Raw genomic sequence first — 22,229 nt, forward strand, 5'->3', positions numbered from 1 at the left:
TGTTGTCGATAAGTTCACCGATTATACAAAGCGCCCCGCGCGAAGGCCAGCGCGTATCCCCCTCCGCAGTCTAGGGCGCGCGCCAGCCTCCGCCCAGCGACTGGATCAGCGCCACCGCCGTGGCCTGGCGGTCGGCCTGCGCCTGCAGCAGCGCGCGGCGCGCGTTGAGCGCGGTGACCTGGGCGTTCACCACGTCCGTGTAGCCGACCTGCCCGGCGCGGTAGCGGTTGAGCATCTGCTGCTCCACCTGGTCCGCCGCCGACGCCGCGCTGAGGCGCAGTTCCTGCTGCTGTTCCAGCGCGCGGCTGGCGGCCAGTTGGTCCTCCACCTCGGCGAAGGCGGCCAGCACGGTCTGGCGGTAGCGGGCGATGGCGGCGTCGCGCCCGGCCTCGGCGCCGGCCACGCGGGCGCGGGTGGCGCCGGCGTCGAACAGCGTCTGCGCGGCGGACAGGCCCAGCGACCACAGGCCGTTCGAGGCGCTGAACAGGCCCGCCACCTGGCTGGCGCCGAAGCCGTAGGACGCGCTCAGGTTCAGGCTGGGGAAATAGGCGGCGCGGGCGATGCCGATCTGCTCGTTGGCGGCCGCCACGCGGCGCTCGGCGGCGGCGATGTCGGGACGGCGCTGCAGCAGCGTCGATGGCACGCCCACGGGGATCGCGGGCACCGCCGGGAACGACGGCTGCGCCGCCGGCCCGGACGGCGGCAGCGGCGCGAGCGTGAACTCGGCCGGCGCCTTCCCCAGCAGGACGGCGATCGCGTGCTCGAGCTGGGCGCGCTGGCGGGCGGCGGTCAGCAGGTCGATGCGCACGTTGTCGAGCTGTGTCTGGGCCTGCAGCACGTCCGAGTGCGCGGCGATGCCGGCCTTGAAGCGGTTCTGCGCGATCCGCAGCACGCGCTCGTAGCCGGCCACCGTGGCGTCCAGCAGCGCTTTTTGCGCGTCCTGCTGGCGCAGCGAGAAGTAGTTGGCGGCCAGTTCGCCCTGCGCCGACAGCCGCGCGGCCGCGAGGTCGGCGGCGCTGGCCTGCGCGCTGGCGCCGGCCGCCGTGTTGGCGGCCGCCAGCCGGCCCCAGATATCGGGCTCCCAGCTGCCGCCGATGTTCACGCGGTATTGGCTGGAGGTGCGCGTGTCGCCCCCGCCCCCGCCGCGCGTGCCGCTGCCGCCCAGGTCCACGGACGGGAACAGCTGCGCGCGCTGCTCGGCCACCAGCGCGCGCGCCTGCGCGTAGGCCGCGGCGGCGGCGGCGATGTTCTGGTTCGAGACCTCCACCGAGGCCGCCAGCTCGTTCAGCACCGGGTCGCCGAACAGCGTCCACCACGGACCGCGCTCCAACGCGTCCGCCGGCGCGGCGGGCACCCAGCCCTCGGCCTCCTTGAAGGCGGCGATGTGCGGCGTGGCGGGCAACTCGTATTTCGGGCCGACCGCGCAGCCGGCCAGCGCGGCCGCCAGCGCCAGCAGGCCGGCGCGCGCGGGAATCGACGGCGCAGGGCGCGGCGCGGGCGCCGTCGCGGCGGACCGCGAGGCCGGGGCGGTGGCGGAAGGGAATGGTGCGGCGCTGCCGCGATGCGGGATCTGGTTCATGATTTTGCCGGCGACGCAGTTGCCTGCTCGCCGTGGCTACGGCTCAATTGGGATTCGGATTCGCCGGGCCGGCGCAGCTTGTCCATCAGGATGTAGACGACGGGCGTGGTCAACAGGGTCAGCATCTGGCTGGCGATCAGGCCGCCGATGATGGCGATGCCCAGCGGCCGGCGCAGCTCGGAGCCCTCGCCGAAGCCTATCGCCAGCGGCAAGGCGCCCAGCGCCGCGGCCAGGGTGGTCATCAGGATGGGCCGGAAGCGCAGCAGGCAGGCCTCGCGCACCGCCGCCACCGACGACAGCCCGCGCGCGCGCTCGGCCTCCAGCGCGAAATCGATGATCAGGATGGCGTTCTTCTTGACGATGCCGATCAGCAGGAACACCCCGATCAGCGCGATGATGGAGAACTCCATCTTGAACAGCAGCAGCGCCAGCACCGCGCCCACGCCCGCCGACGGCAGGGTGGACAGCACGGTGACCGGATGCACCAGGCTCTCGTACAGGATGCCCAGCACGATGTAGATCACCACGATGGCGGCCAGGATCAGCAAGGGCTGCTGCTTGTTCGACTCGTCCGCCGCGCGCGCCGTGCCCTGGAAGCTGCCGCGCACATTGTTCGGCATGCCGATGTCGGCCTCGGCCTGCTTGACGGCGGCTTGGCCGTCGCTCAGTTTGGCGCCGTCCGCCAGGTTGAAGGAGACCGTGGTGGCCAGCTCGCCGTCCTGGTGGTTCACGGAAGTGGGCGTGGAGCTCTCCGCGAACGTGGCGATGGCGGGCAGCGGCACCATGGCCTCCGCCGCGGTGCTCAGCGCCGTGCCGGTGGAGGCGTCGCGCGCGGCCTGCACGTTGTTGGACGAGGTGGAACCGGTGCCGCGCGCCGACACGTGCACGTCCTTCAGCGCCTCCGGGCTGCGCGCGAACTCGGGCGCCACCTCCATCACCACCTTGTACTGGTTCAGCTCATCGTAGATGGTGGCGACCTGGCGCTGGCCGAAGGCGTTGTACAGCGCGTTGTCCACGTCGCGCACGCCGATGCCCATGCGGGTGATGGTGTCCTTGTCGATGGTGACGAAGGTTTCCACGCCGTTCTCCGCCTGGTCGGTGTCCACGTCGGTCAATTCCGGCTGCTGCCGCATCGAGTCCGCCAGCTTGGTCGCCCAGGCCTTCAGGTCGTCGCGGTTGTCGCTCTTGAGCGTGTACTGGTAGGTGGAGTTGCTGGAGCGCCCGCCCATGCGCAAGTCCTGCACCGGATTGAGGAACAGCGACACGCCCGTCACCTTGGCCAGCTGCGGCCGCAGCCGCGCGATCACGGCCTGGCCGGAATCGCTGCGCTCGGACGCCGGCTTGAGGTTGATGAACATGAAGCCGCCGCCCGCCCGCGAGCCGCCGGTGAAGCCCACCACCGTCGCCACGGCGGGATCGCGCTTGATGATGTTCACCAGCTGCCGCAGCTTCTGCTGCATGGCCTGGAAGGAGATGCTCTGGTCCGCGCGCAGGCCGCCGTTGATCTGGCCCGTGTCCTGCTGCGGGAAGAAGCCCTTGGGCGCGGCCGAGAACAGGTAGACGTTCAGGCCCACCACGAACACCAGGATGGCCATCACCAGCCAGACGCTGGACAGCGCCCAGTCCAGCGAATGCTCGTAGGTGCGCAGCACCCAGCCGAAGCCGCGCTCGAAGGCGCGCGCCACCCTGCCCCGCGGCTTCGCGTCCTGGCCGGGCTTGAGCAGCCAGGCGCACATCATGGGCGTGGTGGTCAGGGAGATCAGCAGCGAGATCATGACCGCCACCGACAGCGTGACGGCGAACTCGCGGAACAGCCGCCCCACCTGCCCGCCCATGAACAGCAGCGGAATGAACACCGCCACCAGCGACAGGCTGATGGACAGCACCGTGAAGCCCACCTCGCGCGCGCCCAGCAGCGCGGCCTTGAAGCGGTCCATGCCGTCCTCGATGTGGCGCGCGGTGTTCTCCAGCACCACGATGGCGTCGTCCACCACGAAGCCGGTGGCCACGGTGAGCGCCATCAGGCTCAGGTTGTTCAGGCTGAAGCCCAGCAGGTACATCACGCCGAAGGTGCCCAGCAGCGACACGATGGTGGCCACGGCCGGGATGATGGTGGCGCGCACGCTGCGCAGGAAGGCGCTCACCACCAGCACCACCAGCACGATGGAGATCAGCAGCGTGAACTCGATCTCGTGCAAGGACGAGCGGATGGAGTTGGTGCTGTCGGACGCCACCTGCAGCTTCACGTCCGGCGGCAGCTGCGCCTGCAGTTGCGGCAGCAGCGCGCGCACGCTGTCCACCGTTTCGATGACGTTGGCGCCGGGCTGGCGGGTGATCAGCACGATCACGGCGGGGTCGCCGTTGAACAGGCCGAGCGTGTTCTTGTTCTCGGAGCCGTCCACCACCCGCGCCACGTCGCTCAGGCGGATGCCGGCGCCGTCGCGCCAGGCCACCACCAGGTCGCGGTAGTCCGCCGCGCTGCGCCCGCCGGTGGCGGTCGAGGCCTGCGAATAGATCTGCATGCGCCGGTCCTCGCTTTCCAGCGCGCCCTTGGGGCGGTTGGCGTTGGCGGCCTGGATGGCCGCGCGCACGTCCTCGGTCGACACGCCATAGCGGTTCAGGGCGTAGGGCAGCAACTCCACGCGCACGGCGGGCAGCGAACCGCCGCCGATCTCCACGTCGCCCACGCCCTTCACCTGCGCCAGCTTCTGCTGCACGATATTGGACACGGCCTCGTAGATCTGGCCCGGCGTGCGGCTGGGCGACGTCAGCGCCAGGATGATGACCGGCGCGTCCGACGGGTTGGCCTTGCGGTAGGTGGGGTTGCTGCGCAAGGTGGCCGGCAGGTCGGCGCGCGAGGCGTTGATGGCGGCCTGCACCTCGCGCGCGGCGGAATCGATCTTGCGGTTCAGGTCGAACTGCAGGCTGACGCGCGTGGAGCCGTTGCTGGACGAGGAGGTCATCTCGTTGACGCCGGCGATCACGCCCAGCCTGCGCTCGAGCGGCGTGGCGACGCTGGAGGCCATCGTGTCCGGACTGGCGCCTGGCAGGTTGGCGCTCACCGAGATGGACGGATAGTCCACCTGCGGCAACGGCGACACCGGTAGCACGAAGAACGCCCCTATGCCCGCCAGCGCGATGCCGATGGTCAGCAGCACGGTGGCGATGGGGCGCCGGACGAAGGGTTCGGACAGGTTCATTTCAGCGCTCCGGGCGCCGGCGCGGCTTGCGCGTCCTTCCGCCCCCAGCGCCGCGCCAGGCTGTCGAAGCCGAGGTAGATCACCGGCGTGGTGTACAGCGTGAGCATCTGGCTGACGATCAGGCCGCCGAAGATGGCCAGGCCCAGCGGACGGCGCAGTTCCGCGCCCTCGCCCCAGCCCAGCATCAGCGGCACTGCGGCGAACAGCGCGGCCAGCGTCGTCATGAGGATGGGGCGGAAGCGCAGCAGCGCGGCCTGGTGGATGGCCTCGCGCGGCGGTTTGCCCTCGTCCCTTTCAGCCTCGATGGCGAAGTCGATCATCATGATGGCGTTCTTCTTCACGATGCCGATCAGCAGGATGATGCCGATGATGCCGATCACCCCCAGGTCCTGCCCGCTGATCATCAGCGCCAGCAAGGCGCCCACGCCCGCCGACGGCAGCGTGGACAGGATGGTCAGCGGGTGGATGTAGCTCTCGTACAGCACGCCCAGCACGATGTACACGCAGATCACCGCCGCCAGGATCAGCCACAGCTGGTTGGACAGCGAGGCCTGGTAGGCGCCCGCCGCGCCCAGGAAGGTCATCGACACCGACGGCGGCAGCTTGATCTCCTCGGCCGCCTGGCGGATGGCCTCGACCGAACGCCCCAGCGACACACCGGGCGCCGTGTCGAAGCCCAGCGTGGTGGCCGGGTATTGCGCGACGTGGGTGATCTGCAGCGGCGCCGGCCTCTCGGTGACTGTGGCCACGGCCGACAGCGGCGTGGGCTTGCCGGAACCGGTGCGCAGGTGCAGGTTGCCCAGCGTCTCGGGCGTGGTGAGGATGCCCGGCTGCGCCTCCAGGATCACGCGGTACTGGTTGGTCTCGGTGAAGATGGTGGAGACGATGCGCTGGCCGAAGGCGTTGTACAGCGCGTCGTCGATGGCGGCGGCGGTGATGGACAGGCGCGACGCCGTGTCGCGGTCTATGCTCACGTGCGCGGCCACGCCGGTGGCGCCGGCGTCGGACACCACGTTGCGCAGTTGTTCCTTCTTCTGCATTTGCGCCGCCAGCTTGCCGGCCCATTCCGTCACGGTGGCGTTGTCCGCCCCCTCCAGCGACACGCGGTACTGCGTGGGGCCGGATTCGGCGTCGATGGTGAGGTCCTGCGTGGGCTGCAGGTAGACCGTCACGCCCGCCACGGCGCCGACGCGCGAGCGCAGCCGCTCCATGATCTCGGCCTGTTCGCCGCGGTCGCGCTTCAGGTTGATCAGCATGCGGCCGGTGTGCAGCATGGTGTTGTTGGCCGCGTCCACGCCGACCACGGAGCTGAGGTTTTCCACGTCCGGGTCTTCCAGGATGGCCTTCGCGGCGGCCTGCTGCAGCTGCGCCATGCGGGTGTAGGACACGGCTTGCGCGGTCTCGATGCGGGCCTGCAGCTGGCCGGTGTCCTGCGTGGGGAACAGGCCTTTCGGGATGAAGATGTACAGCACCACCGTCAGCACCAGGGTGGCCAGCGCCACCAGCAGGGTCAGGCCCTGGCGCGCCATCACCCATTGCAGCGAATGGTCGTACCGCACGATCACCTTGTCGAAGAACCGCTGGATGCGCGAGCCCATGGAGCCGGGGGCGTCGTCCTTGTGGCTCTTCAGCCAGCGCGCCGACATCATCGGCACCAGCGTCAGCGACACCACGGCGGAGATCAGGATGGTGATGGACAGCGTGATGGCGAACTCGCGGAACAGCCGCCCCACCACGTCGCCCATGAACAGCAGCGGGATCAGCACGGCGATCAGCGACACCGTCAGCGAGATGATGGTGAAGCCGATCTGCGCAGCGCCCTTGATGGAGGCGGCCATCGGCGTTTCGCCCTCCTCGATGTAGCGGGCGATGTTCTCGATCATGACGATGGCGTCGTCCACCACGAAGCCGGTGGCGATGGTGAGCGCCATCAGGCTCAGGTTGTTCAGGCTGTAGCCCAGCAAATACATCACGCCGCAGGTGCCGATCAGCGAGATCGGCACGGCCAGGCTGGCGATCACGGTGGCGCGTATGCTGTGCAGGAAGCCGAAGATGACCAGCACCACCAGCACCACCGCCAGCACCAGTTCGATCTCCACGTGCTTGACGGAGGCGCGGATGCCGGTGGTGCGGTCGCTCAGCACGTCCACCCGCATCGCGCCGGGCAGGCCCGCCTGCAGCTCGGGCAGGCGTTCCTTGATGGCGTCCACGGTGGCGATCACGTTGGCGCCGGGCTGGCGCTGCACGTTGAGGATGATGGCGGGCTTGAGGCCGGACCAGGCGCCCAGGCGCACGTTCTCCGCGCTGTCGACCACGCGGGCGACGTCGGACAGGCGCACCGGCGCCTCGTTCTTGTAGGTGACGATCAGGTTCTTGTAATCGTCGGCCGTCACCAACTGGTCGTTGGCGTTGATGGTGAAGGAGCGCGTGGGGCCGTCGAAGCTGCCCTTGGCGCTGTTGGCGTTGGCCGCGGTGATGGCGGTGCGCAGCGTGTCCAGGCCCAGGCCGTAGGACGACAGCGCCTGCGTGTCGGCCTGGATGCGCACGGCGGGGCGCTGGCCGCCGCTCAGCGACACCAGGCCCACGCCGTTGACCTGGCTGATCTTCAGCGCCAGGCGTGTGTTGACGATGTTCTGCACCTCGGTCAGCGGCATCGTGTCCGAGGTGATGGCCAGCGTCAGCACGGGCGCGTCGGCCGGGTTCACCTTGGCGTAGACCGGGGGCGCCGGCAGGTCCGTCGGCAGCAGCGAGCCGCCGGCGTTGATGGCGGCCTGCACCTCCTGCTCGGCCACGTCCAGCGTCTGGCCCAGGCCGAATTGCAGCGTGATGATGGAGACCCCGGCCGCGCTGGTGGAGCTCATGCGCTGCAGGCCGGACATCTGGCCGAACTGGCGCTCCAGCGGCGCGGTGACGGTCTGGCCCATCACCTCGGGGCTGGCGCCGGGGTACAGGGTCTGTACCTGGATGGTGGGGAAGTCGACCTGCGGCAGCGCGGACAGCGGCAGGAACTTGAAGCCCACCAGGCCGGCGAGCACGATGGCCAGCATCAGCAGCGAAGTCGCCACCGGGCGCTGGATGAAGGGACGGGACGGGCTCATGGCGCGCAACCCCGCTCGGTGTCGGCGGCCATCATTGCGCCGTGCCCGGCGTGGCCGGCGCGCCCGATTGTCCGCGCTCGGTCCCGCCCTCGCGGCGGTGGCGGCGCTCTCCTCCGCCCTGCCCGTCCGCGCCAGGCTGCGCGCCGTCGCGGCGGTGGCGGCGTTCTCCGGCCGGCTCGGACGCCCCCGGGGCGGCGGCACCGGCCGCTGCGCCGGCGGGCGGGGACGCGCCATCCGCTCCCGCCTGCCCGCCACCTTGGCCGCCGCGATTGCCCCGCCGGCCGCCGCCGCCCGCCGCCGGCTTGTCGCCCGGCAGCGTGACCTTGGCGCCGTCCTTCAGGCGGTCCGCCCCCTCGGTGATCACTTTCTCGCCCGCCTTCAGGCCGGTGCGGATCTCCGTCCTGTCCACCGTGGACTGCCCGCGCGTCACCGGACGGACCGACACCGTGCGGTCCTCCTTCAGCACGTAGACGTAATCGCCCTTGGTGCCGTGCCGCAGCGCCGTCACCGGCACCATCACCGCGTCCTTGATGGTGCGCAGCTCAAGCCGCACGTTGACGAACTGGCTGGGGAACAGCGTGTTTTTGGTGTTGGCGAACCTCGCCTTGGCCTTGATGGTGCCGGTCTGCGTGTCGACCTGGTTGTCCAGCGCCGAGAAGCGCCCGGTGTCGAGCGCGTTGGCGCGCGTGCGATCCAGCGCCACGGCGTTCAAGGGCTCGCCCGCCTGCACGCCCGCCATCACATCCGGCGCCCGGTCCTGCGGCACCGAGAACTCCACGTCGATGGGCGACAACTGCGTGATCACCGCGATGCCCGCCGTGTCGCCCGAGCTGACCAGGTTCCCCACGTCCACCACCCGCAGGCCCACCCGGCCGCTGATCGGCGCGATCACCTTGGTGTAGCCCAGGTTCAGCCGCGCCGTGCCCTCGGAGGCGCGGTCCGTCATCACGGTGCCCTCGAGCTGCTTCACCAGCGCCGCCTGCGTGTCCACATCCTGCCGCGCGATCGAATCCTGCGACAACAGGGTGCGGTAGCGCTCCAGGGTCAGCTTCGCGTTTTCCAGCTGCGCCTCGTCGCGCTGGCGCTGGCCGCTGGCCTGCATCAGCGACATCTCGAACTGGCGCGGATCGATCTGCGCCAGCACCTGTCCCGCCTTCACCATCTGGCCTTCCTTGAACAGCACCTTCTGCAGGATGCCGGTGACCTGCGGCCGCACGGTGGTGGTCGCGGCGGCGGTGACGGTGCCCAGGGCGTCCAGCACCACCGGGATGTCGGCCAGTTCGGCCGTCGCCACGCCCACCGTGGTGGGCGCGCCGCCCCGCCGTCCGCCCCCGCCGCCGGGACCACCCGGACCACCGGCCCCCCCCTGTGCTCCCGCGGCGCCCTGCCCCGCGGCGGGATGGGTCAGGTCCCAGGCCAGCCAGCCCAGGCCCGCCATGGCAGCGATGGCGATCACGGCGCCTATGATCTTGGCCCGGCGGCTGCGTTTGGGGGTAACGGTGTCGGGTGCGGGCGATTTCATCGCGCTTTTCCTTCTATTTGTTGTTCAAACCAGTTGCAAAATTGTTGATTTGACTCTAGCACAGGCGCCGTGCCGCAATGCGTCAACCAGAAACAATCGGACACGCGAAATCCCCTTGCGCGGCGTCGCGCGCGGCCCCGCGCGGCGGGTGGGTTCCCTTATGACGGACCGCTTCCCCAGCAACCACGGGCGTCTCTTGCCTGTTGGACACCCCAGTTACATGGCTTCACGGTCAGATACAAAGCTGCTACAAATTCGTCCGGGACGAGGCTCCCGCGGTCCGTAAAATAAGCCCATGAGCGAACATATCCTGATTATCGAAGACGATCCGCGCCTGTGCGAGATGCTGTCCGAGTACCTGGCCAAGGCCGGCTACGCCGTCACGGCCCACATGCGGGCCAAGCCCGCCCTGGCCTGGCTGGCCGAAAACCCGGTCGGCGCCATCATCCTCGACCTGATGCTGCCGGACATGGACGGCCTGGAGGTGTGCCGCCAGTTGCGCGCCTCGTCCGACATCCCGGTGCTGATGCTGACCGCGCGCGGCGACGCCATCGACCGCATCATCGGCCTGGAACTGGGCGCGGACGACTACCTGCCCAAGCCCTTCGAGCCGCGCGAACTGCTGGCCCGCCTGCGCGCCGTGCTGCGCCGGGGCGGCGAAAAGCAGCGCGCCACCCAGGAGGTGCTGCGCTTCGGCCGGCTGGAGATCGAACCCGTGTCCTACGCGGCGCGGCTGGACGGCAAGGCCTGCGATCTCACCACCTGCCAGTTCGACCTGCTGGTCCTGTTGGCGCGCAACGCCGGCCGTGTGATGTCGCGCGAGGCGCTGCTGGACGCCACCTCCGGCAGCCAGGGCGACACCTTCGACCGCTCCATCGACGTGCACATGTCCCGCCTGCGCGCGGCCGTGGAGGACGATCCCAAGCATCCGCGCCGCATCATCACCGTGCGCGGCGCCGGCTACGTGTTCGCCAAGGACCAGGACTGATGCCGCGCCTGTATTTCAGGTTCTACGCCGCGCTGCTGGCCAGCCTGGCCACGCTCACCATCGCGGTGGCCCTGCTCTGGCACTACGCCGGCGCCCCGTTCGAACGTTCCGACCAGACGCTGGGCACCCTGCTGCGGAACGCCCTGCCCGCCGCGGAAGCCTCGCCGGCGGAGCAGCAGGCCGCGCTGGAGCACCTGACCAAGGGGCTGCGCGCGGACATCACGCTGTACAGCCGCGAATGGGAGCGGCTGGCCTTTGTCGGCGAGCCGCTGCCGCGTCCCGAGCGGATGGAACGGCGCATGGAGCGGATCGAGCGCATGGAGGGCATGGACGACCCGGCCGAACGCGCCGAACGCCGCGAGCGGATGGAGCGCATGCGCCGCCACGCCGAACACGCGGACCTCGACGAGCGGCCGGCGGCGGCCGGCGCCGGCGCACCGTCCCCGGGCGGGCGCCGCTTCCACATGCGGCTGGAGGACGGCCGCCACATCGTTTCCAGCACGCCGCTGCGGCAACTGCCCTCGCGGGTGCGGCTGCACACGATGCTGATCGCGCTCGCCATCATCATCGCCCTCGGCGCCTACCCCGTCGTGCGCCGCCTCACGCGCCGGCTGGAACACCTGCAGCAGGGCGTGGAATCGCTGGGCGCGGGCAACCTGGGGGCGCGCGTCGAAGTGAAAGGCGGCGACGAGGTCGCGCGGCTGGCGGCGGCCTTCAACCGCTCGGCGGACCAGATCGAGGCGCTGGTGGGCGCCCATAAATCGATGCTGGCCAACGCCTCGCACGAGCTGCGCACGCCGCTGGCCCGCATCCGCCTCGCCATGGAGCTGAGCATGGACGACGTCGATCCCAAGCGCCGCAAGGGGCTGGAGCAGGACATCGCGGAGCTGGACCAGTTGATCGACGAGATCCTGCTGGCCAGCCGCCTGGATTCGGCCCACACCGAGACGTCCGAGGAACAGCTCGACCTGCTCGCGCTGGCGGCGGAGGAATGCGCGCGCTACGAGGAGAGCGAGCTGGAAGGCGAATCGGCCGTGGTGCGCGGCGATCCGCGCCTGCTGCGCCGCCTGCTGCGCAACCTGCTGGAAAACGCCCGACGCCACGGCGCGGCGCCCACCAGCATGTACATCCGTGTCGACGGCGGGCGGGCCGAGATCCGCGTGCAGGACGCGGGGCCGGGCGTGCCCAAGGCCGAGCAGGACAAGGTGTTCGAGCCGTTCTACCGCAGCAGCGCGGCCCGCGACAGCACCGGCTCCGGCCTGGGCCTGGCGCTGGTGCGGCAGATCGCGCGCCGCCACGGCGGCGAGGCGCGCTGCGTGGCCGAGCATGGCGGCCGCAGCGCCTTCATCGTCACGCTGCCGCTGGCCGGCTAAAACCAGATGCGGAACCAGGGGTCAGACCCGGCGGGTCTGCCCCCGGCGGTTGCACTTGGCTTGGCCTGAAAACAGGTACGATATGCCTCCGCATGCCAAATCGGAAGGTTGAAATGAAACGACAGTTACTTGGCGCCCTCGCGGCCTGCGCCATGCAGGCCGCGTCGGCCGCCGGCCTCACCGCCACCGAGCAATCCATCGTCGCGGCGGTGAAGGCCAACGCCGACAAGGGCCTGGCCCTGCTGGAGCGCTCCGTGAACATCAACAGCGGCACCATGAACCACGAGGGCGTGCGCGCCGTGGGCAAACTGTTCCGCGCCGAGTTCGACGCGCTGGGCTTCCAGACCCGCTGGATCGACATGCCGCCCGCCGTGCAGCGCGCCGGCCACCTGGTGGCGGAACGCGGCGGCAAGCAGGGAAAGCGCCTGCTGCTGATCGGCCACCTCGACACCGTGTTCGAGAAGGACAGCCCGGTGCGGCTGTGGAACCGCAACGGCAACACGGTGCGCGGCCAGGGCGTGAACGACATGAAGGGCGGCGACGTCATCATCATCGAGGCGCTGCGCGCGCTGCACTCGGTGGGCGCGCTGGACAACACCACCATCACGGTGATGTTCACGGGCGACGAGGAAAACGCCGGCGAGCCGAAGGACATCTCGCGCGGCGACATGGTGGCGGCGGCCAAGCGCAGCGACATCGCCCTCGCCTTCGAGGCCACGGCGCTGGACGCCAAGGGCCAGGCCACCGGCACCATCGGCCGCCGCGCGTCGTCGTCGTGGGAGCTGGACGTGAAGGGCAAGCAGGGCCACTCGTCGGCCATCTTCCGCGAGCAGGCCGGCTACGGCGCCATCTACGAGGCCGCGCGCATCCTGGACGGCTTCCGCCAGCAGGTGGTGGAACCCGACCTCACCTTCAGCCCGGGCCTGATCCTGGGCGGCACCGGCGTGACCCATGACGACGCCGGCGCGCGCGGCACGGCGCACGGCAAGACCAACGTGATCCCGAACACGGCCATGGTGAAGGGCGACATGCGCTACCTGAGCTACGAGCAGCGCGACCGCGCGCGGGCGAAGATGCGGGCCATCGTCGCGCAAAGCCTGCCGGGCACCAGCGCCAGCATCAGCTTCCACGACTCGTATCCGCCGATGTCGCCCACGGCGGGCAACCTGAAGGTGCTGGAGGTGTATTCGAAGGCCAGCGAGGACGCCGGCTACGGCCCGATCGCGCCGCTGCCGCCTGGCCTGCGCGGCGCCGGCGACGTGCAGTTCGTCGCCCCCTACGTGGACAGCCTGGACGGCCTGGGCGCCACCGGCAACGGCGCCCACTCGCCCGACGAGGACCTGGACATCAGCTCCATCGAGCGCGCGACGATACGCACGGCGATACTTTTATACCGATTGACACGCTAGCGCCGCCGGGGCGCCGCTGAAAACCAGCGGCGGATGCCGGGGTCGGACCCATTGGGTCCGACCCCGGGTTTCGCCTCGGGTTTTAACCACACGTCTACGGCGAAACGCACAGGCAGTGCGTGAACGCCGCGAACGGCTTGCGCTGCTCGGCCATCTCGTTCAGCCAGCTCATCTCCCTGGCCACGTTGGCGGCCGCGCCCATCGGCATGCCGGTCGGGGCCAGGCTGGCCTTGACGTAGGGCGCGATCGCCTGCGCCGCCGAGGCGCCGAAGAATTCCAGCACGCGGTCGAACTTGGACGTCTCGCGCTCGATGTAGGCGACCCGGTAGTCGCCGCCCAGCTTGGCGCGCTCGGCGGCGGTCTTGATGGCGTCCTGGTAGGTGCCCAGGCGGTCCACCAGGCCGCGCTCCTTGGCCTGGGTGCCGGTCCACACCCGGCCCTGCGCCACCGCGTCGATCTTCTCCGGCGTGGTCTTGCGCGCGGCGGCGGCCTTGGCGGTGAAGTCGGCGTAGATGTGGTTGATGCTGCTCTGGATCACCTGGCCGAAGCGCGGGTCCAGGGGGCGCAGCGGATTGCCCGCGTCCGCCAGCCAGGTGGTCGTCACGCCTGCCGTGTGGATGCCCAGCTTGTCGATGACCTTGTCGGCCGTCGGCAGGATGGCGAACACGCCGATCGAGCCGGTGATGGTGTTCGGCTCGGCGATCACCTCGTCGGCCGCCATCGAGATCCAGTAGCCGCCGGACGCGGCGACGTTGCCCATCGACACGATCACCGGCTTGCCGGCCGCGCGCGTCAGTTCCAGTTCACGCCGGATCAGCTCGGAGCCGAAGGCGCTGCCGCCGGGCGAATCGACGCGCAGCACGATGGCCTTGATGCTGTTGTCCTCGCGCGCCGCGCGTATCATGTTGGAGGTGGACTGGCCGCCGATCGAGCCCGGCGGCGCGATGCCGTCGCTGATCTCGCCCACCGCCATCACCACGCCGACCGCGTCGCCCATGATCTTGGGACGCACGCGCGCCAGGTACTCCTCGAAGCCGACCTGGCGGAACGACTTGCCCTGCGCGTCCTTCTCGCCGCGCTGCATCAGCAACTGGCGGATCTCGTCGCGGGTTTTCAGGCCGTCGACGAACTTGGCCTCCAGGGTCAGCTTGGCCAGGTCGCCGCCGGCCGATTCCATCAGCGCCGGCAGGTTGTTGATGGTCTTCATGATCTGGCCCTCGGGCAGCTTGCGCGCCTTCTCGACCTCGTCCGTGTAGCTGGCCCACAGGGCGTTGTTCAGGAAGGCCTCGGCCTCGGTGGCCGCCTGCGACGGGCCGTTGGCGATGAAGGGCTCGGCGAAACTCTTGTAGGTGCCCACCTTCATCAGGTTCACGGTCACGCCGACCTTGTCCAGCGCGTCGCGATAGTAATTGCGGTAGCGGCCGAAGCCCTCGATCAGCACCGCGCCCATGGGGTGGATGTAGACCTCGCTGGCGTGCGACGCCACCAGGTACTGGCGCTGGTTGTAGCCGGCGCCCCAGGCCACGACCTTCTTGCCGCTGGCCTTGAAGCGCTCCACCGCGCGCGCCACCTCGCGCAGGGTGGCCTGGCCGCCGCCGTCCATCTCGTCCAGCAGGATCACCGCGCCGGCGATCTGGCTATCCTTGGCGGCCGCGTCCAGCACGCTCACCACGTCGCGCAGCTGCACCATGTGGCGCACCTCGCCGCCACGCAGGTTGGTCATGACGGCGTCGCGCACGCCGCCCTTGGCCTGCTCGACAAGCTCGCCTTTCAGGTCCAGCACCAGCATGGTTTTCGGCCCCAGCGGCTTGACGCCGCCGCCGAAGATGGCCCAGGCCAGCGCGATCAGCAGTATCAGGAACAGCAGGTTCAGCAGCGCCCTGCGGCTGAAATCCAGCGCGCGCCAGGCAAAGCCCAAACCGCTGCGCACATGGGAAAAAATGGATCGTGACATCGATACTCCTAGTGAGATTAAATCCTGATAACACTTTAAGCCAAAACCACCCGTTCTGCCCACTAAGCACTGCGGCGTGGACCTCGTGAATTTCAATAGGGAAACATTTCGCCAGCAATATACACCCATCCCCGCCCCGCTGGTCTAGAATCGCCCCACCCGCACGACGACAGGAACGAAGAATGTACTCAGCAGAAACGATCGCCTACGCCCGGCAACAGGAAGCCCTGATCCGCCCGCTGGAATACCGCGTGCACGCGCAGCACGACGGCCGCAGCGACGGCCGCGAGGACGGCATGCGCGACTACGCGCGCGTGCTGTACGCGGCCTCCTTCCGCCGCCTGCAGGGCAAGATGCAGTTGCTGGGCGTGGACGCCAACCGCTTCAACCGCAATCGCCTCACGCACAGCCTGGAAGTGGCGCAGATCGCCCGCTCCATCGCGGCCGAACTGGGGCTGGAGCGCAGCGTGGTGTCCGAAACCTGTTCGCTGGCGCACGACATCGGCAATCCGCCCTTCGGCCACTACGGCGAAAAGATCCTCGATTCCCTGTGCCACGATTGCGGCGGCTTCGAGGGCAACGCGCAAGCCTTCCGCATCCTGCGCACGCTGGAGAAGCGGCACTACGGCTACGCCGGCCTGAACCTCACGGTGCGCACCCTGTTCGGCATCACCAAGTACTTCCACACCCGCGCCGAGAATCCGAGGAAGTTCCTGTACGACGACGACCACGCCTTCCTCACCGCCGAGCTGGAGCGGCACGGCGTCGCCACGCGCAAGAGCATCGACGCGCAGATCATGGATTTGTCGGATGAAATCGCCTACGCCGCGCACGACGTGGAGGACGCGCTGAGTTTCGGCATCATCACCGTGGGCGAGATCGCGCACGAGTTCCGCATCAGCCAGGAATTCGGCGGCGCCTACCCGCTGTTTTCGGCCATCGCCGACTTCGCGCACGAAGAGGCGCTCAAATGCGAGCAACACGCGTCATCGGAGGAGTACTCCATCGTGCTGCGCAAGGAATTGACGTCGCAGATCGTGTACGAGCTGTGCCGCGACATCGCGGTGGTGGACGGCCAGTTGGGCTATCAATCGAAGCAGTTGCTGGCCAAAGGGCTGAAGAGCTTGCTGTGGAGGGCCATCCTGCGCAAGAAGGATGTGCAGCTGTACGAGAAGCGCGGGGAGAAGATCATCCGCGGCTTGTTCGAGGTGCTGACGGACCGGCAATACAACCGCGACAACATCCTGCTGCCGCCCGAGCTGCGCTGCCTGAAGGACAGCCGCGAACGGCTGGTGATCGACTACATCGCCGGCATGATGGACTCCTTCGCGGCCCAGGAGTACGAGAAGTATTTCGGCCAGGGCAGCCTGGACGCGATCTACTTCCCGCCGCGGGACCGTTAACCCGCGCCGGCTCTCAATGGCCGCCCACCACGCGGCGCGCGGGCGCGGCGTCGCGGACGGCGGGGTTGGCCTGGTCCAGGCGGCCGCTCAGCGCGGTCAGCGCGTAGGCGCCCAGCACCACGATCGCCCCTATCCAGCCCGTGTGCACCAGGCCCAGCCGCTCGACGATGACGCCACCGCCCCAGGCGCCGCCCGCGATGCCGAGATTGAAGGCAGCGATGTTCAGGCCCGAGGCCACGTCGACGGCGCGCGGCGTGTAGTGCTCGGCCTGTCGCACCACGTACACCTGCAAGCCCGCCACATTGCCGAAGGCCACGGCGCCCCACAGCAGCACGGTGGCCACCACCAGCCATGGATGCGGCGCGGTGAAACTCAGCACCATCAGCACGGCGGCCAGGCCGGCGAAGATGATCTTCAACGCCTTGATCGGGCCATGCCTGTCGGCCAGCTTGCCGCCCCAGATATTGCCCACCGCCACGGACACGCCGTACACCAGCATCACCAGGCCGACCGCGTTCTCGCTGAAGCCCGCGATGCGCTGCAGGATGGGCGCCAGATAGGTGAAGGCGATGAAGGAGCCGCCGTAACCCACCGCCGTCATCGCGTACACCAGCAGCAGGCGCGGCTGGCCCAGCACTTTCACCTGCCGCGTCAGCGAGGCGGGCTTGCTGTGCGCGATGTTGGACGGCACGAACAGCAGGCTGCCGATGAAGGCGACCACGCCCAGCGCCGAGACGGCCAGGAAGGTCGCGCGCCAGCCGAGGTGCTGGCCGATGAAGGTGCCCAGCGGCACACCGGTCACCAGCGCCACGGTCAGGCCTGTGAACATGATGGCGATCGCGCTGGCGGCCTTCTCTTTCGGCACCAGCGAGGTGGCGATGGTCGAGCCGATGGAGAAGAACACGCCGTGCGCGAGGCCGGTGAGGACGCGGGCCATGACCAGCGACTCATAGCCGGGCGACATCCAGGCCAGCAGGTTGCCGGCGGTGAACAGGACCATCAGTCCCAGCAGCAGGGTCTTGCGCGGCAGTTTGCCGGTGAGCGCGGTCAGCACCGGCGCGCCGATGGCCACGCCCAGCGCGTACAGGCTGACCAGCAGTCCCGCCGACGGCAGATTGACGCCAAGATCGGCGGCGATGGTGGGCAGCAGCCCGACGATGACGAATTCCGTGGTCCCGATGGCGAACGCGCTGATAGTCAGCGCCAGCAAGGCAATAGGCATGACGACACTCCGGTGAAAGTTAATGTCATGCAGTATCGCGGGATTCTTTGTTTCAAAAAATACGTGCCAGAGCAGAAGATACTTGCTGTGAAATCAAATATGGACAAGCGGCTGTGCCCGCGACACATTCACGGAATGCGGAGGACTACAATAGGCCTTTCTCTCAAACGAGCATAAATCCGGAGCCCAGATGAGAAACCTGATCGCGGCGATATCCCTGTGTCTGGCGTGTGCGGGGATGGCACAGGCGGAGGAGCTCGTCATCGCTTCGAACGAAGCTCCTCCTTACGTCAGCAGCAAACCGGAGGACAGTTTCCTGACCGAGCTCTTCCAGGAAATCGGCAAGGAAATGGGTGTCACTTTCGTGTTCAAGTTCATGCCCTGGAAACGCTGCACCACGGCGCTCGACACGGCGGAAGCCTGGGGAGCGGTGCCCTACATCCGCACACCCGAACGGGAACAGCAATATCTCTTCTCGGACAGCGTGTACTCAAGAAAAATGAAATTCTTCTACTACAGCCGGGACGGGAAAAAGCTCGACGTCGATTTCAACGACCTGCGGGATCTCCGCAAATACCGCATCGGCGGCGTGGATGGATTCTGGTACATCAAATTGTTCAGCGACGCGGGCATCACATTGGATCTTGGCATCAACCTGGAGCGCAATTTCGAGAAGTTGCAAGCGAGACGATTCGACCTCGCCATCGCCGATGAAAACGTCGGGCAGCATTTGATCAACAAGCGTTTCACATCGGAAGGCGGTGGACGTTTCCTCAGCGTGGAGAAGGCGTTCGACATCAACGCCACCTATCTGATGGTGTCGCGGCGCTATCGCAACACGGAGCAATTGCTACGGCAATTCAACAAAGCCCTGCACAACGTCAAGAAGAACGGCGCATTCAAGAGGATAGCCGCCACCCACGGCCTCCCGTTGACCGACTAGGCGGGCGCGGTGCTTGCGCATCCCGCGCGATTTCCACACAATGCCGGTCCGCCTATATGAAAAGTCGCCATGAATTCAGAAGCCTTGGCCCAGTTGCTGACCTACCAAATGCCCTACGGTAAATACAAGGGCCGCGTGCTGGCCGACCTGCCCGGCCACTACCTCGGCTGGTTCGCGCGCGAAGGCTTCCCCAGCGGCCAGCTGGGCAGCCTGCTCGCGCTGATGTACGAGCTGGACCACAACAACCTGCGCAGCCTGCTGGACCCGCTCCGGGGCCGGCGCCAACCGTGAACGAAGCAATGCATAAACTCATCTCCGAATTGACCAGGCTCTACCTCCCACCGGGCGCCATGGCGCCGGAAACGCTGACGCAGCACCTGCTCGGTCTAGCCACCGTGGCCGTCAACCTGGCGACGGACGAGGGCCAGACGCGCGCCCTGCTCATTCCCTTCGCGAAGACCAACGACCGCGAAGAAGCCCAGCACTGGACCCGTTTATGCGCCGTGGCGAACGCCCTGCAGTCCGAGCTCGGCCTCCCGGCGCCGGCGGTGAGCATCTCGGGTGGCGACGCCTATGGCCTTTGGCTGTCGCTCGCCGCCCCCACCCCGGTCGCCCGGGTACGGCAATTCCTGGCGCTGCTCCACAAAGCCTACTTCCCGGACATGCCGCTCCCGCCCGACGCCGCCGGCGCCCCGGTCGAACTGCCGCCCTGCCTGCACCAGGCCACCGGCAAGTGGGCCGCCTTCATCCATCCGGGCATGGGCGCGTCCTTCGCCGACGAGCCGGGACTGGAAATGCCCCCGCCGGTGGCGGGACAGGTGGCATTCCTGGAAGGCCTGCAGAGCATCAGCGAGGCGGAGTTCCAGCGCGCCTTGAACCTGCTCCAGCAAGCGCACGGTTCGCCGTCCATGGCCGATGCGCCTGTCCCCCAGCGCGCGGCGACAACGCCGGACGGCTTGCTGCTGAAGGACGCGACGCTGGAAGACATCGTGACATTCCTGCATTCGAAAAATATCGAGCCGACATTCCGGCATCTGCTCCCGCCGAACTGACCGCGCCAGTTGATCGATGGCAAGTTGCGGTGACGAGACTCCGTGAACGCACGAGCGGAAAGCGCATACAATCAACTTTTCGCTGAAAGGACGCCCATGAGCCGCACCGCCCATATTTGCCTGCTGGCCGACTACAACGCGTGGATGAACACCAAGCTGTACGAGGCGGCCGCGCTGCTGCCGGCCGAGGCGCTGACGGAGGACCGCAAGGCCTTCTTCGGTTCCATCCTGGGCACGCTGAACCACTTGGTGGTGGCGGACACGATCTGGCTCAAGCGCTTCGCCGCCGAGCCGGGCCGCTTCGCCGCGCTGGACCCGATCCGCGACACCACGCTGCCGGAGAGGCTGGACCTGCCCATGTTCGACAATCTGGCCGAGCTGATCGTCTACCGCGAGTGGCTGGACGTGGTGATCACCAACTGGACCAGCATGCTGACCGAGGCGGACCTGAACCTTGTCATCCACTACGTCAACATGCGCGGCGCCGAATTCGACAAGCCGCTGTTCGCCCTGCTGGTGCACTTCTTCAACCACCAGACCCACCACCGCGGCCAGGCCTCGACACTGCTGACGCAGGCCGGCGTGGACATCGGCGTGACCGACCTGCTGGCCCTGATACCGAACGTCACCATCTAGCGCTACGCGGTGGCCTGCCCGCCGCGCTTGCGGTACTCGTCTGGCGTCTCGCCCGTCAGCCGGCGGAACATGGTGATGAAGGCGGACGAACTGGCGTAGCCCAGGTCCAGCGCGATGCCCTCCACCGTCCGTCCCTGTTCGAGCAGCGACATGGCGGTGACGACGCGCAGCCGTTGGCGCCACTCGGCCAGCGTCATGCCCAGGTCGCGCTGGCAACGGCGCATCAAAGTCCGCTCGGTGGTGTTCGCCGCGTGCGCCAGTTCGGACAGCGCGCGGCCGTCGCCCGGATCCGCCTCCAGCATCTCCAGCACCTTGCCCAGCACGGGATCGTCGGACGCCGGCAGATAGCTGCCGACGCGCCGCGCGCCGACCAGTTGATCGACCAGCACCCGCAGCAGCCGCTCGTCGCTCTCCGCCTGCGGCAGCGCCGGCGGATGCCGCCGCAGATGCTCCAGCATCGCCCGCACCAGGGGCGTGACGGCCAGCGCGCAGGCCTGCGCGGGCAGGCTGCCGCACAACTCGCCGCTGACGTAGAGCGAGCTGTGATGCGCCTCGTACCGGTTCTGCCCCACGTGTTCCACATTCGGCGGCAGCCAGATGCCGTACTGGGGCGGCGCGAGGTAATGGCAGTCCGCCAGCTTCACCTCGATCACGCCGCTGAAGGAATACACGAACTCGCCCCAGGAATGGCTGTGCCAGGGATAGGTCGCCTCCGCCGGCATCTCGGCGCTGCGGAAACAGATCTTCGCCGGAAGCGCCCCGGTGAACGGCGCGGTGAGGAAGTGTTTTGCTTTGGTTAACACGGCGGCTCCTGGGTCTGCGATAGTCCGAATCGCGCAATAGGCTGTCGGTTTCTCACTATATCAAGAGAAGCTGCCGCACGCATAATCCCATGACGGATAACGGAATGAAGGAACGGCGGTGGATACGCGCAAAGCAATGGATGGGCGGGCGGTGGGCACAATGGTGCTGCTGTGCCTGGTATGGAGCCTGCAGCAAGTGGGCTTCAAGGCGACCGCGCAGGACATTTCGCCCATCCTGCTGATCGCGCTGCGGTCGGGCATCGCCGCCGCGCTGGTCGGCGCCCTCATGCTCGCCCGCAGGGAGCGCCTCACGCCGAACACCTGGCGGCCGGGACTGGTGGTCGGCAGCCTGTTCGCGTTCGAATACCTGCTGCTCGGCGCGGGACTGCGCCACACCAGCGCGGCGCACGCCGTGGTCTTCCTCTACACGGGGCCCTTGTTCGCGGCGCTCGGCCTGCACCTGAAGCTGCCGTCCGAACGGCTGGCGCCGCTGCAATGGCTGGGCGTGGCGCTCGCCTTCGCCGGCATCGCCACCGCCTTCATCGTCGGCGCGCAGCCATCGAACGGGACGGCCAACGCCAACGCCCTGTTCGGCGACTTCCTGTGCCTGGCGGCGGGCGCGGCATGGGGCGCCACCACGGTGGTGATCCGGTGCTCCACCCTGTCGCGCGCCTCCGCCACGCAAACGCTGCTGTACCAGCTGGTCTGCGCCTTCGCGCTGTTGCTGGTCGCCGCCGCCGTGCTGGGGCAGTTGACCTTCCATCCCACCAGGCTGGCCGTGGGCAACCTCGTGTTCCAAGCGGTGATCGTGTCCTTCGCGAGCTTCCTGGCGTGGTTCCACCTGCTGCGCCATTACGTGGCGTCCAGCCTTGGCATCTTCTCGTTCATGACGCCGATGTTCGGCGTGCTGCTGGGCGCGTGGCTGCTCGACGAACAGATCAAGCCGGGCTTCCTGCTGGGGGCGGGATTCGTGCTGGCCGGCATCCTGCTGGTCAGCGGATACAGCCGGATCAAACCAGCCCTGCGTCCCGCCAAGGCCGCGTAAGC

16 protein-coding genes are annotated in these 22,229 nt (G+C 68.3%); 9 read left to right on the forward strand and 7 right to left on the reverse strand.

Annotation, left to right across the window (positions count from 1 at the left end):
- Nucleotides 1-70 precede the first annotated feature (70 nt).
- The 4 genes from BM436_RS14550 to BM436_RS14565 are packed head-to-tail and all read right to left on the reverse strand — an operon-like array spanning nucleotide 71 to nucleotide 9,399.
- Nucleotides 71-1,579 carry an efflux transporter outer membrane subunit gene (locus BM436_RS14550; protein WP_093556250.1) on the reverse strand — a complete coding sequence of 503 codons (1,509 nt, stop codon included), beginning with the start codon at nucleotides 1,577-1,579 and terminating at the stop codon, nucleotides 71-73.
- Entirely contained in the window at nucleotides 1,576-4,779 is a 3,204-nt protein-coding gene (locus BM436_RS14555) for an efflux RND transporter permease subunit (RefSeq protein ID WP_093556251.1), read from the reverse strand. The genes BM436_RS14550 and BM436_RS14555 overlap by 4 nt, the downstream gene beginning before the upstream one ends.
- The gene (locus tag BM436_RS14560) at nucleotides 4,776-7,877 is read right to left on the reverse strand and encodes an efflux RND transporter permease subunit (RefSeq protein ID WP_093556252.1); all 3,102 of its coding nucleotides are present in this window, start codon (nucleotides 7,875-7,877) and stop codon (nucleotides 4,776-4,778) included. Before BM436_RS14560 ends, BM436_RS14555 begins: the two co-directional genes overlap by 4 nt.
- Before the next feature lie 31 nt (nucleotides 7,878-7,908).
- Nucleotides 7,909-9,399 (reverse strand): MdtA/MuxA family multidrug efflux RND transporter periplasmic adaptor subunit, encoded by a 1,491-nt coding sequence (locus BM436_RS14565; RefSeq protein ID WP_093556253.1) that lies wholly within the window; start codon nucleotides 9,397-9,399, stop codon nucleotides 7,909-7,911.
- Between the two features lie 295 nt (nucleotides 9,400-9,694).
- On the opposite strand from BM436_RS14565, the gene BM436_RS14570 reads away from it, so the two are divergent.
- The 3 genes from BM436_RS14570 to BM436_RS14580 all read left to right on the forward strand — a co-directional run bounded on the left by BM436_RS14570 (nucleotide 9,695) and on the right by BM436_RS14580 (nucleotide 13,169).
- Nucleotides 9,695-10,387, forward strand: a complete 693-nt coding sequence (locus tag BM436_RS14570) for a response regulator (protein ID WP_093556254.1) — start codon at nucleotides 9,695-9,697, stop codon at nucleotides 10,385-10,387.
- A complete protein-coding gene (locus tag BM436_RS14575) occupies nucleotides 10,387-11,760 on the forward strand; it encodes a sensor histidine kinase (protein WP_229490302.1) in 1,374 nt (457 codons plus the stop codon). The genes BM436_RS14570 and BM436_RS14575 overlap by 1 nt, the downstream gene beginning before the upstream one ends.
- Before the next feature lie 113 nt (nucleotides 11,761-11,873).
- Nucleotides 11,874-13,169, forward strand: a complete 1,296-nt coding sequence (locus BM436_RS14580) for a M20/M25/M40 family metallo-hydrolase (RefSeq protein ID WP_229490304.1) — start codon at nucleotides 11,874-11,876, stop codon at nucleotides 13,167-13,169.
- A gap of 94 nt (nucleotides 13,170-13,263) precedes the next feature.
- Here the strand turns inward: BM436_RS14580 and sppA are convergent, their stop codons facing one another.
- On the reverse strand, nucleotides 13,264-15,123 hold the full coding sequence (sppA, locus tag BM436_RS14585) for a signal peptide peptidase SppA (protein WP_093556256.1): 1,860 nt from the start codon (nucleotides 15,121-15,123) through the stop codon (nucleotides 13,264-13,266).
- 182 nt (nucleotides 15,124-15,305) lie between these two features.
- Between sppA and dgt the strand changes: the two genes are divergently transcribed.
- Nucleotides 15,306-16,526 (forward strand): dGTP triphosphohydrolase, encoded by a 1,221-nt coding sequence (dgt, locus tag BM436_RS14590; protein WP_093556257.1) that lies wholly within the window; start codon nucleotides 15,306-15,308, stop codon nucleotides 16,524-16,526.
- Nucleotides 16,527-16,539: 13 nt separating this feature from the next.
- On the opposite strand, the gene BM436_RS14595 is transcribed toward dgt, so the two are convergent.
- A complete protein-coding gene (locus tag BM436_RS14595) occupies nucleotides 16,540-17,748 on the reverse strand; it encodes an MFS transporter (RefSeq protein WP_093556258.1) in 1,209 nt (402 codons plus the stop codon).
- Between the two features lie 190 nt (nucleotides 17,749-17,938).
- Here BM436_RS14595 and BM436_RS14600 point away from each other — a divergent pair, with 190 nt between their 5' ends.
- From BM436_RS14600 to BM436_RS14615, 4 genes are all read left to right on the forward strand, one after another.
- Nucleotides 17,939-18,691, forward strand: coding sequence for a substrate-binding periplasmic protein (locus BM436_RS14600; RefSeq protein WP_093556259.1), 753 nt, complete (start codon nucleotides 17,939-17,941; stop codon nucleotides 18,689-18,691).
- Between the two features lie 69 nt (nucleotides 18,692-18,760).
- The gene (locus BM436_RS14605; protein ID WP_093556260.1) at nucleotides 18,761-18,982 is read left to right on the forward strand and encodes a DUF3820 family protein; all 222 of its coding nucleotides are present in this window, start codon (nucleotides 18,761-18,763) and stop codon (nucleotides 18,980-18,982) included.
- A gap of 8 nt (nucleotides 18,983-18,990) precedes the next feature.
- Complete coding sequence (locus BM436_RS14610; RefSeq protein WP_093556261.1) at nucleotides 18,991-19,743, forward strand: hypothetical protein; 753 nt, start codon at nucleotides 18,991-18,993, stop codon at nucleotides 19,741-19,743.
- 96 nt (nucleotides 19,744-19,839) lie between these two features.
- Complete coding sequence (locus tag BM436_RS14615) at nucleotides 19,840-20,379, forward strand: DinB family protein (RefSeq protein WP_093556262.1); 540 nt, start codon at nucleotides 19,840-19,842, stop codon at nucleotides 20,377-20,379.
- A gap of 2 nt (nucleotides 20,380-20,381) precedes the next feature.
- Here BM436_RS14615 and BM436_RS14620 read toward each other — a convergent pair whose 3' ends face one another.
- Nucleotides 20,382-21,182: an AraC family transcriptional regulator gene (locus tag BM436_RS14620; RefSeq protein WP_229490306.1), complete on the reverse strand. Its 801-nt coding sequence runs from the start codon at nucleotides 21,180-21,182 to the stop codon at nucleotides 20,382-20,384.
- Between the two features lie 118 nt (nucleotides 21,183-21,300).
- Here BM436_RS14620 and BM436_RS14625 point away from each other — a divergent pair, with 118 nt between their 5' ends.
- On the forward strand, nucleotides 21,301-22,227 hold the full coding sequence (locus BM436_RS14625; protein WP_093556263.1) for a DMT family transporter: 927 nt from the start codon (nucleotides 21,301-21,303) through the stop codon (nucleotides 22,225-22,227).
- Nucleotides 22,228-22,229 lie beyond the last annotated feature (2 nt).

The organism is Pseudoduganella namucuonensis, from assembly GCF_900116645.1.
In the GTDB taxonomy this organism is placed as follows: Bacteria; Pseudomonadota; Gammaproteobacteria; order Burkholderiales; family Burkholderiaceae_D; genus Rugamonas; species Rugamonas namucuonensis.

Bases quoted from the DNA above. Each gene is read 5' to 3' on its own strand.
- BM436_RS14595 (WP_093556258.1), bottom strand. From the start codon at position 17,748: ATGCCTATTGCCTTGCTGGCGCTGACTATCAGCGCGTTCGCCATCGGG.
- BM436_RS14610 (WP_093556261.1), top strand. From the start codon at position 18,991: ATGCATAAACTCATCTCCGAATTGACCAGGCTCTACCTCCCACCGGGC.
- dgt (WP_093556257.1), top strand. From the start codon at position 15,306: ATGTACTCAGCAGAAACGATCGCCTACGCCCGGCAACAGGAAGCCCTG.
- BM436_RS14600 (WP_093556259.1), top strand. From the start codon at position 17,939: ATGAGAAACCTGATCGCGGCGATATCCCTGTGTCTGGCGTGTGCGGGG.
- BM436_RS14550 (WP_093556250.1), bottom strand. From the start codon at position 1,579: ATGAACCAGATCCCGCATCGCGGCAGCGCCGCACCATTCCCTTCCGCC.
- sppA (WP_093556256.1), bottom strand. From the start codon at position 15,123: ATGTCACGATCCATTTTTTCCCATGTGCGCAGCGGTTTGGGCTTTGCC.
- BM436_RS14615 (WP_093556262.1), top strand. From the start codon at position 19,840: ATGAGCCGCACCGCCCATATTTGCCTGCTGGCCGACTACAACGCGTGG.
- BM436_RS14575 (WP_229490302.1), top strand. From the start codon at position 10,387: ATGCCGCGCCTGTATTTCAGGTTCTACGCCGCGCTGCTGGCCAGCCTG.
- BM436_RS14555 (WP_093556251.1), bottom strand. From the start codon at position 4,779: ATGAACCTGTCCGAACCCTTCGTCCGGCGCCCCATCGCCACCGTGCTG.
- BM436_RS14570 (WP_093556254.1), top strand. From the start codon at position 9,695: ATGAGCGAACATATCCTGATTATCGAAGACGATCCGCGCCTGTGCGAG.
- BM436_RS14560 (WP_093556252.1), bottom strand. From the start codon at position 7,877: ATGAGCCCGTCCCGTCCCTTCATCCAGCGCCCGGTGGCGACTTCGCTG.
- BM436_RS14580 (WP_229490304.1), top strand. From the start codon at position 11,874: ATGAAACGACAGTTACTTGGCGCCCTCGCGGCCTGCGCCATGCAGGCC.
- BM436_RS14565 (WP_093556253.1), bottom strand. From the start codon at position 9,399: ATGAAATCGCCCGCACCCGACACCGTTACCCCCAAACGCAGCCGCCGG.
- BM436_RS14605 (WP_093556260.1), top strand. From the start codon at position 18,761: ATGAATTCAGAAGCCTTGGCCCAGTTGCTGACCTACCAAATGCCCTAC.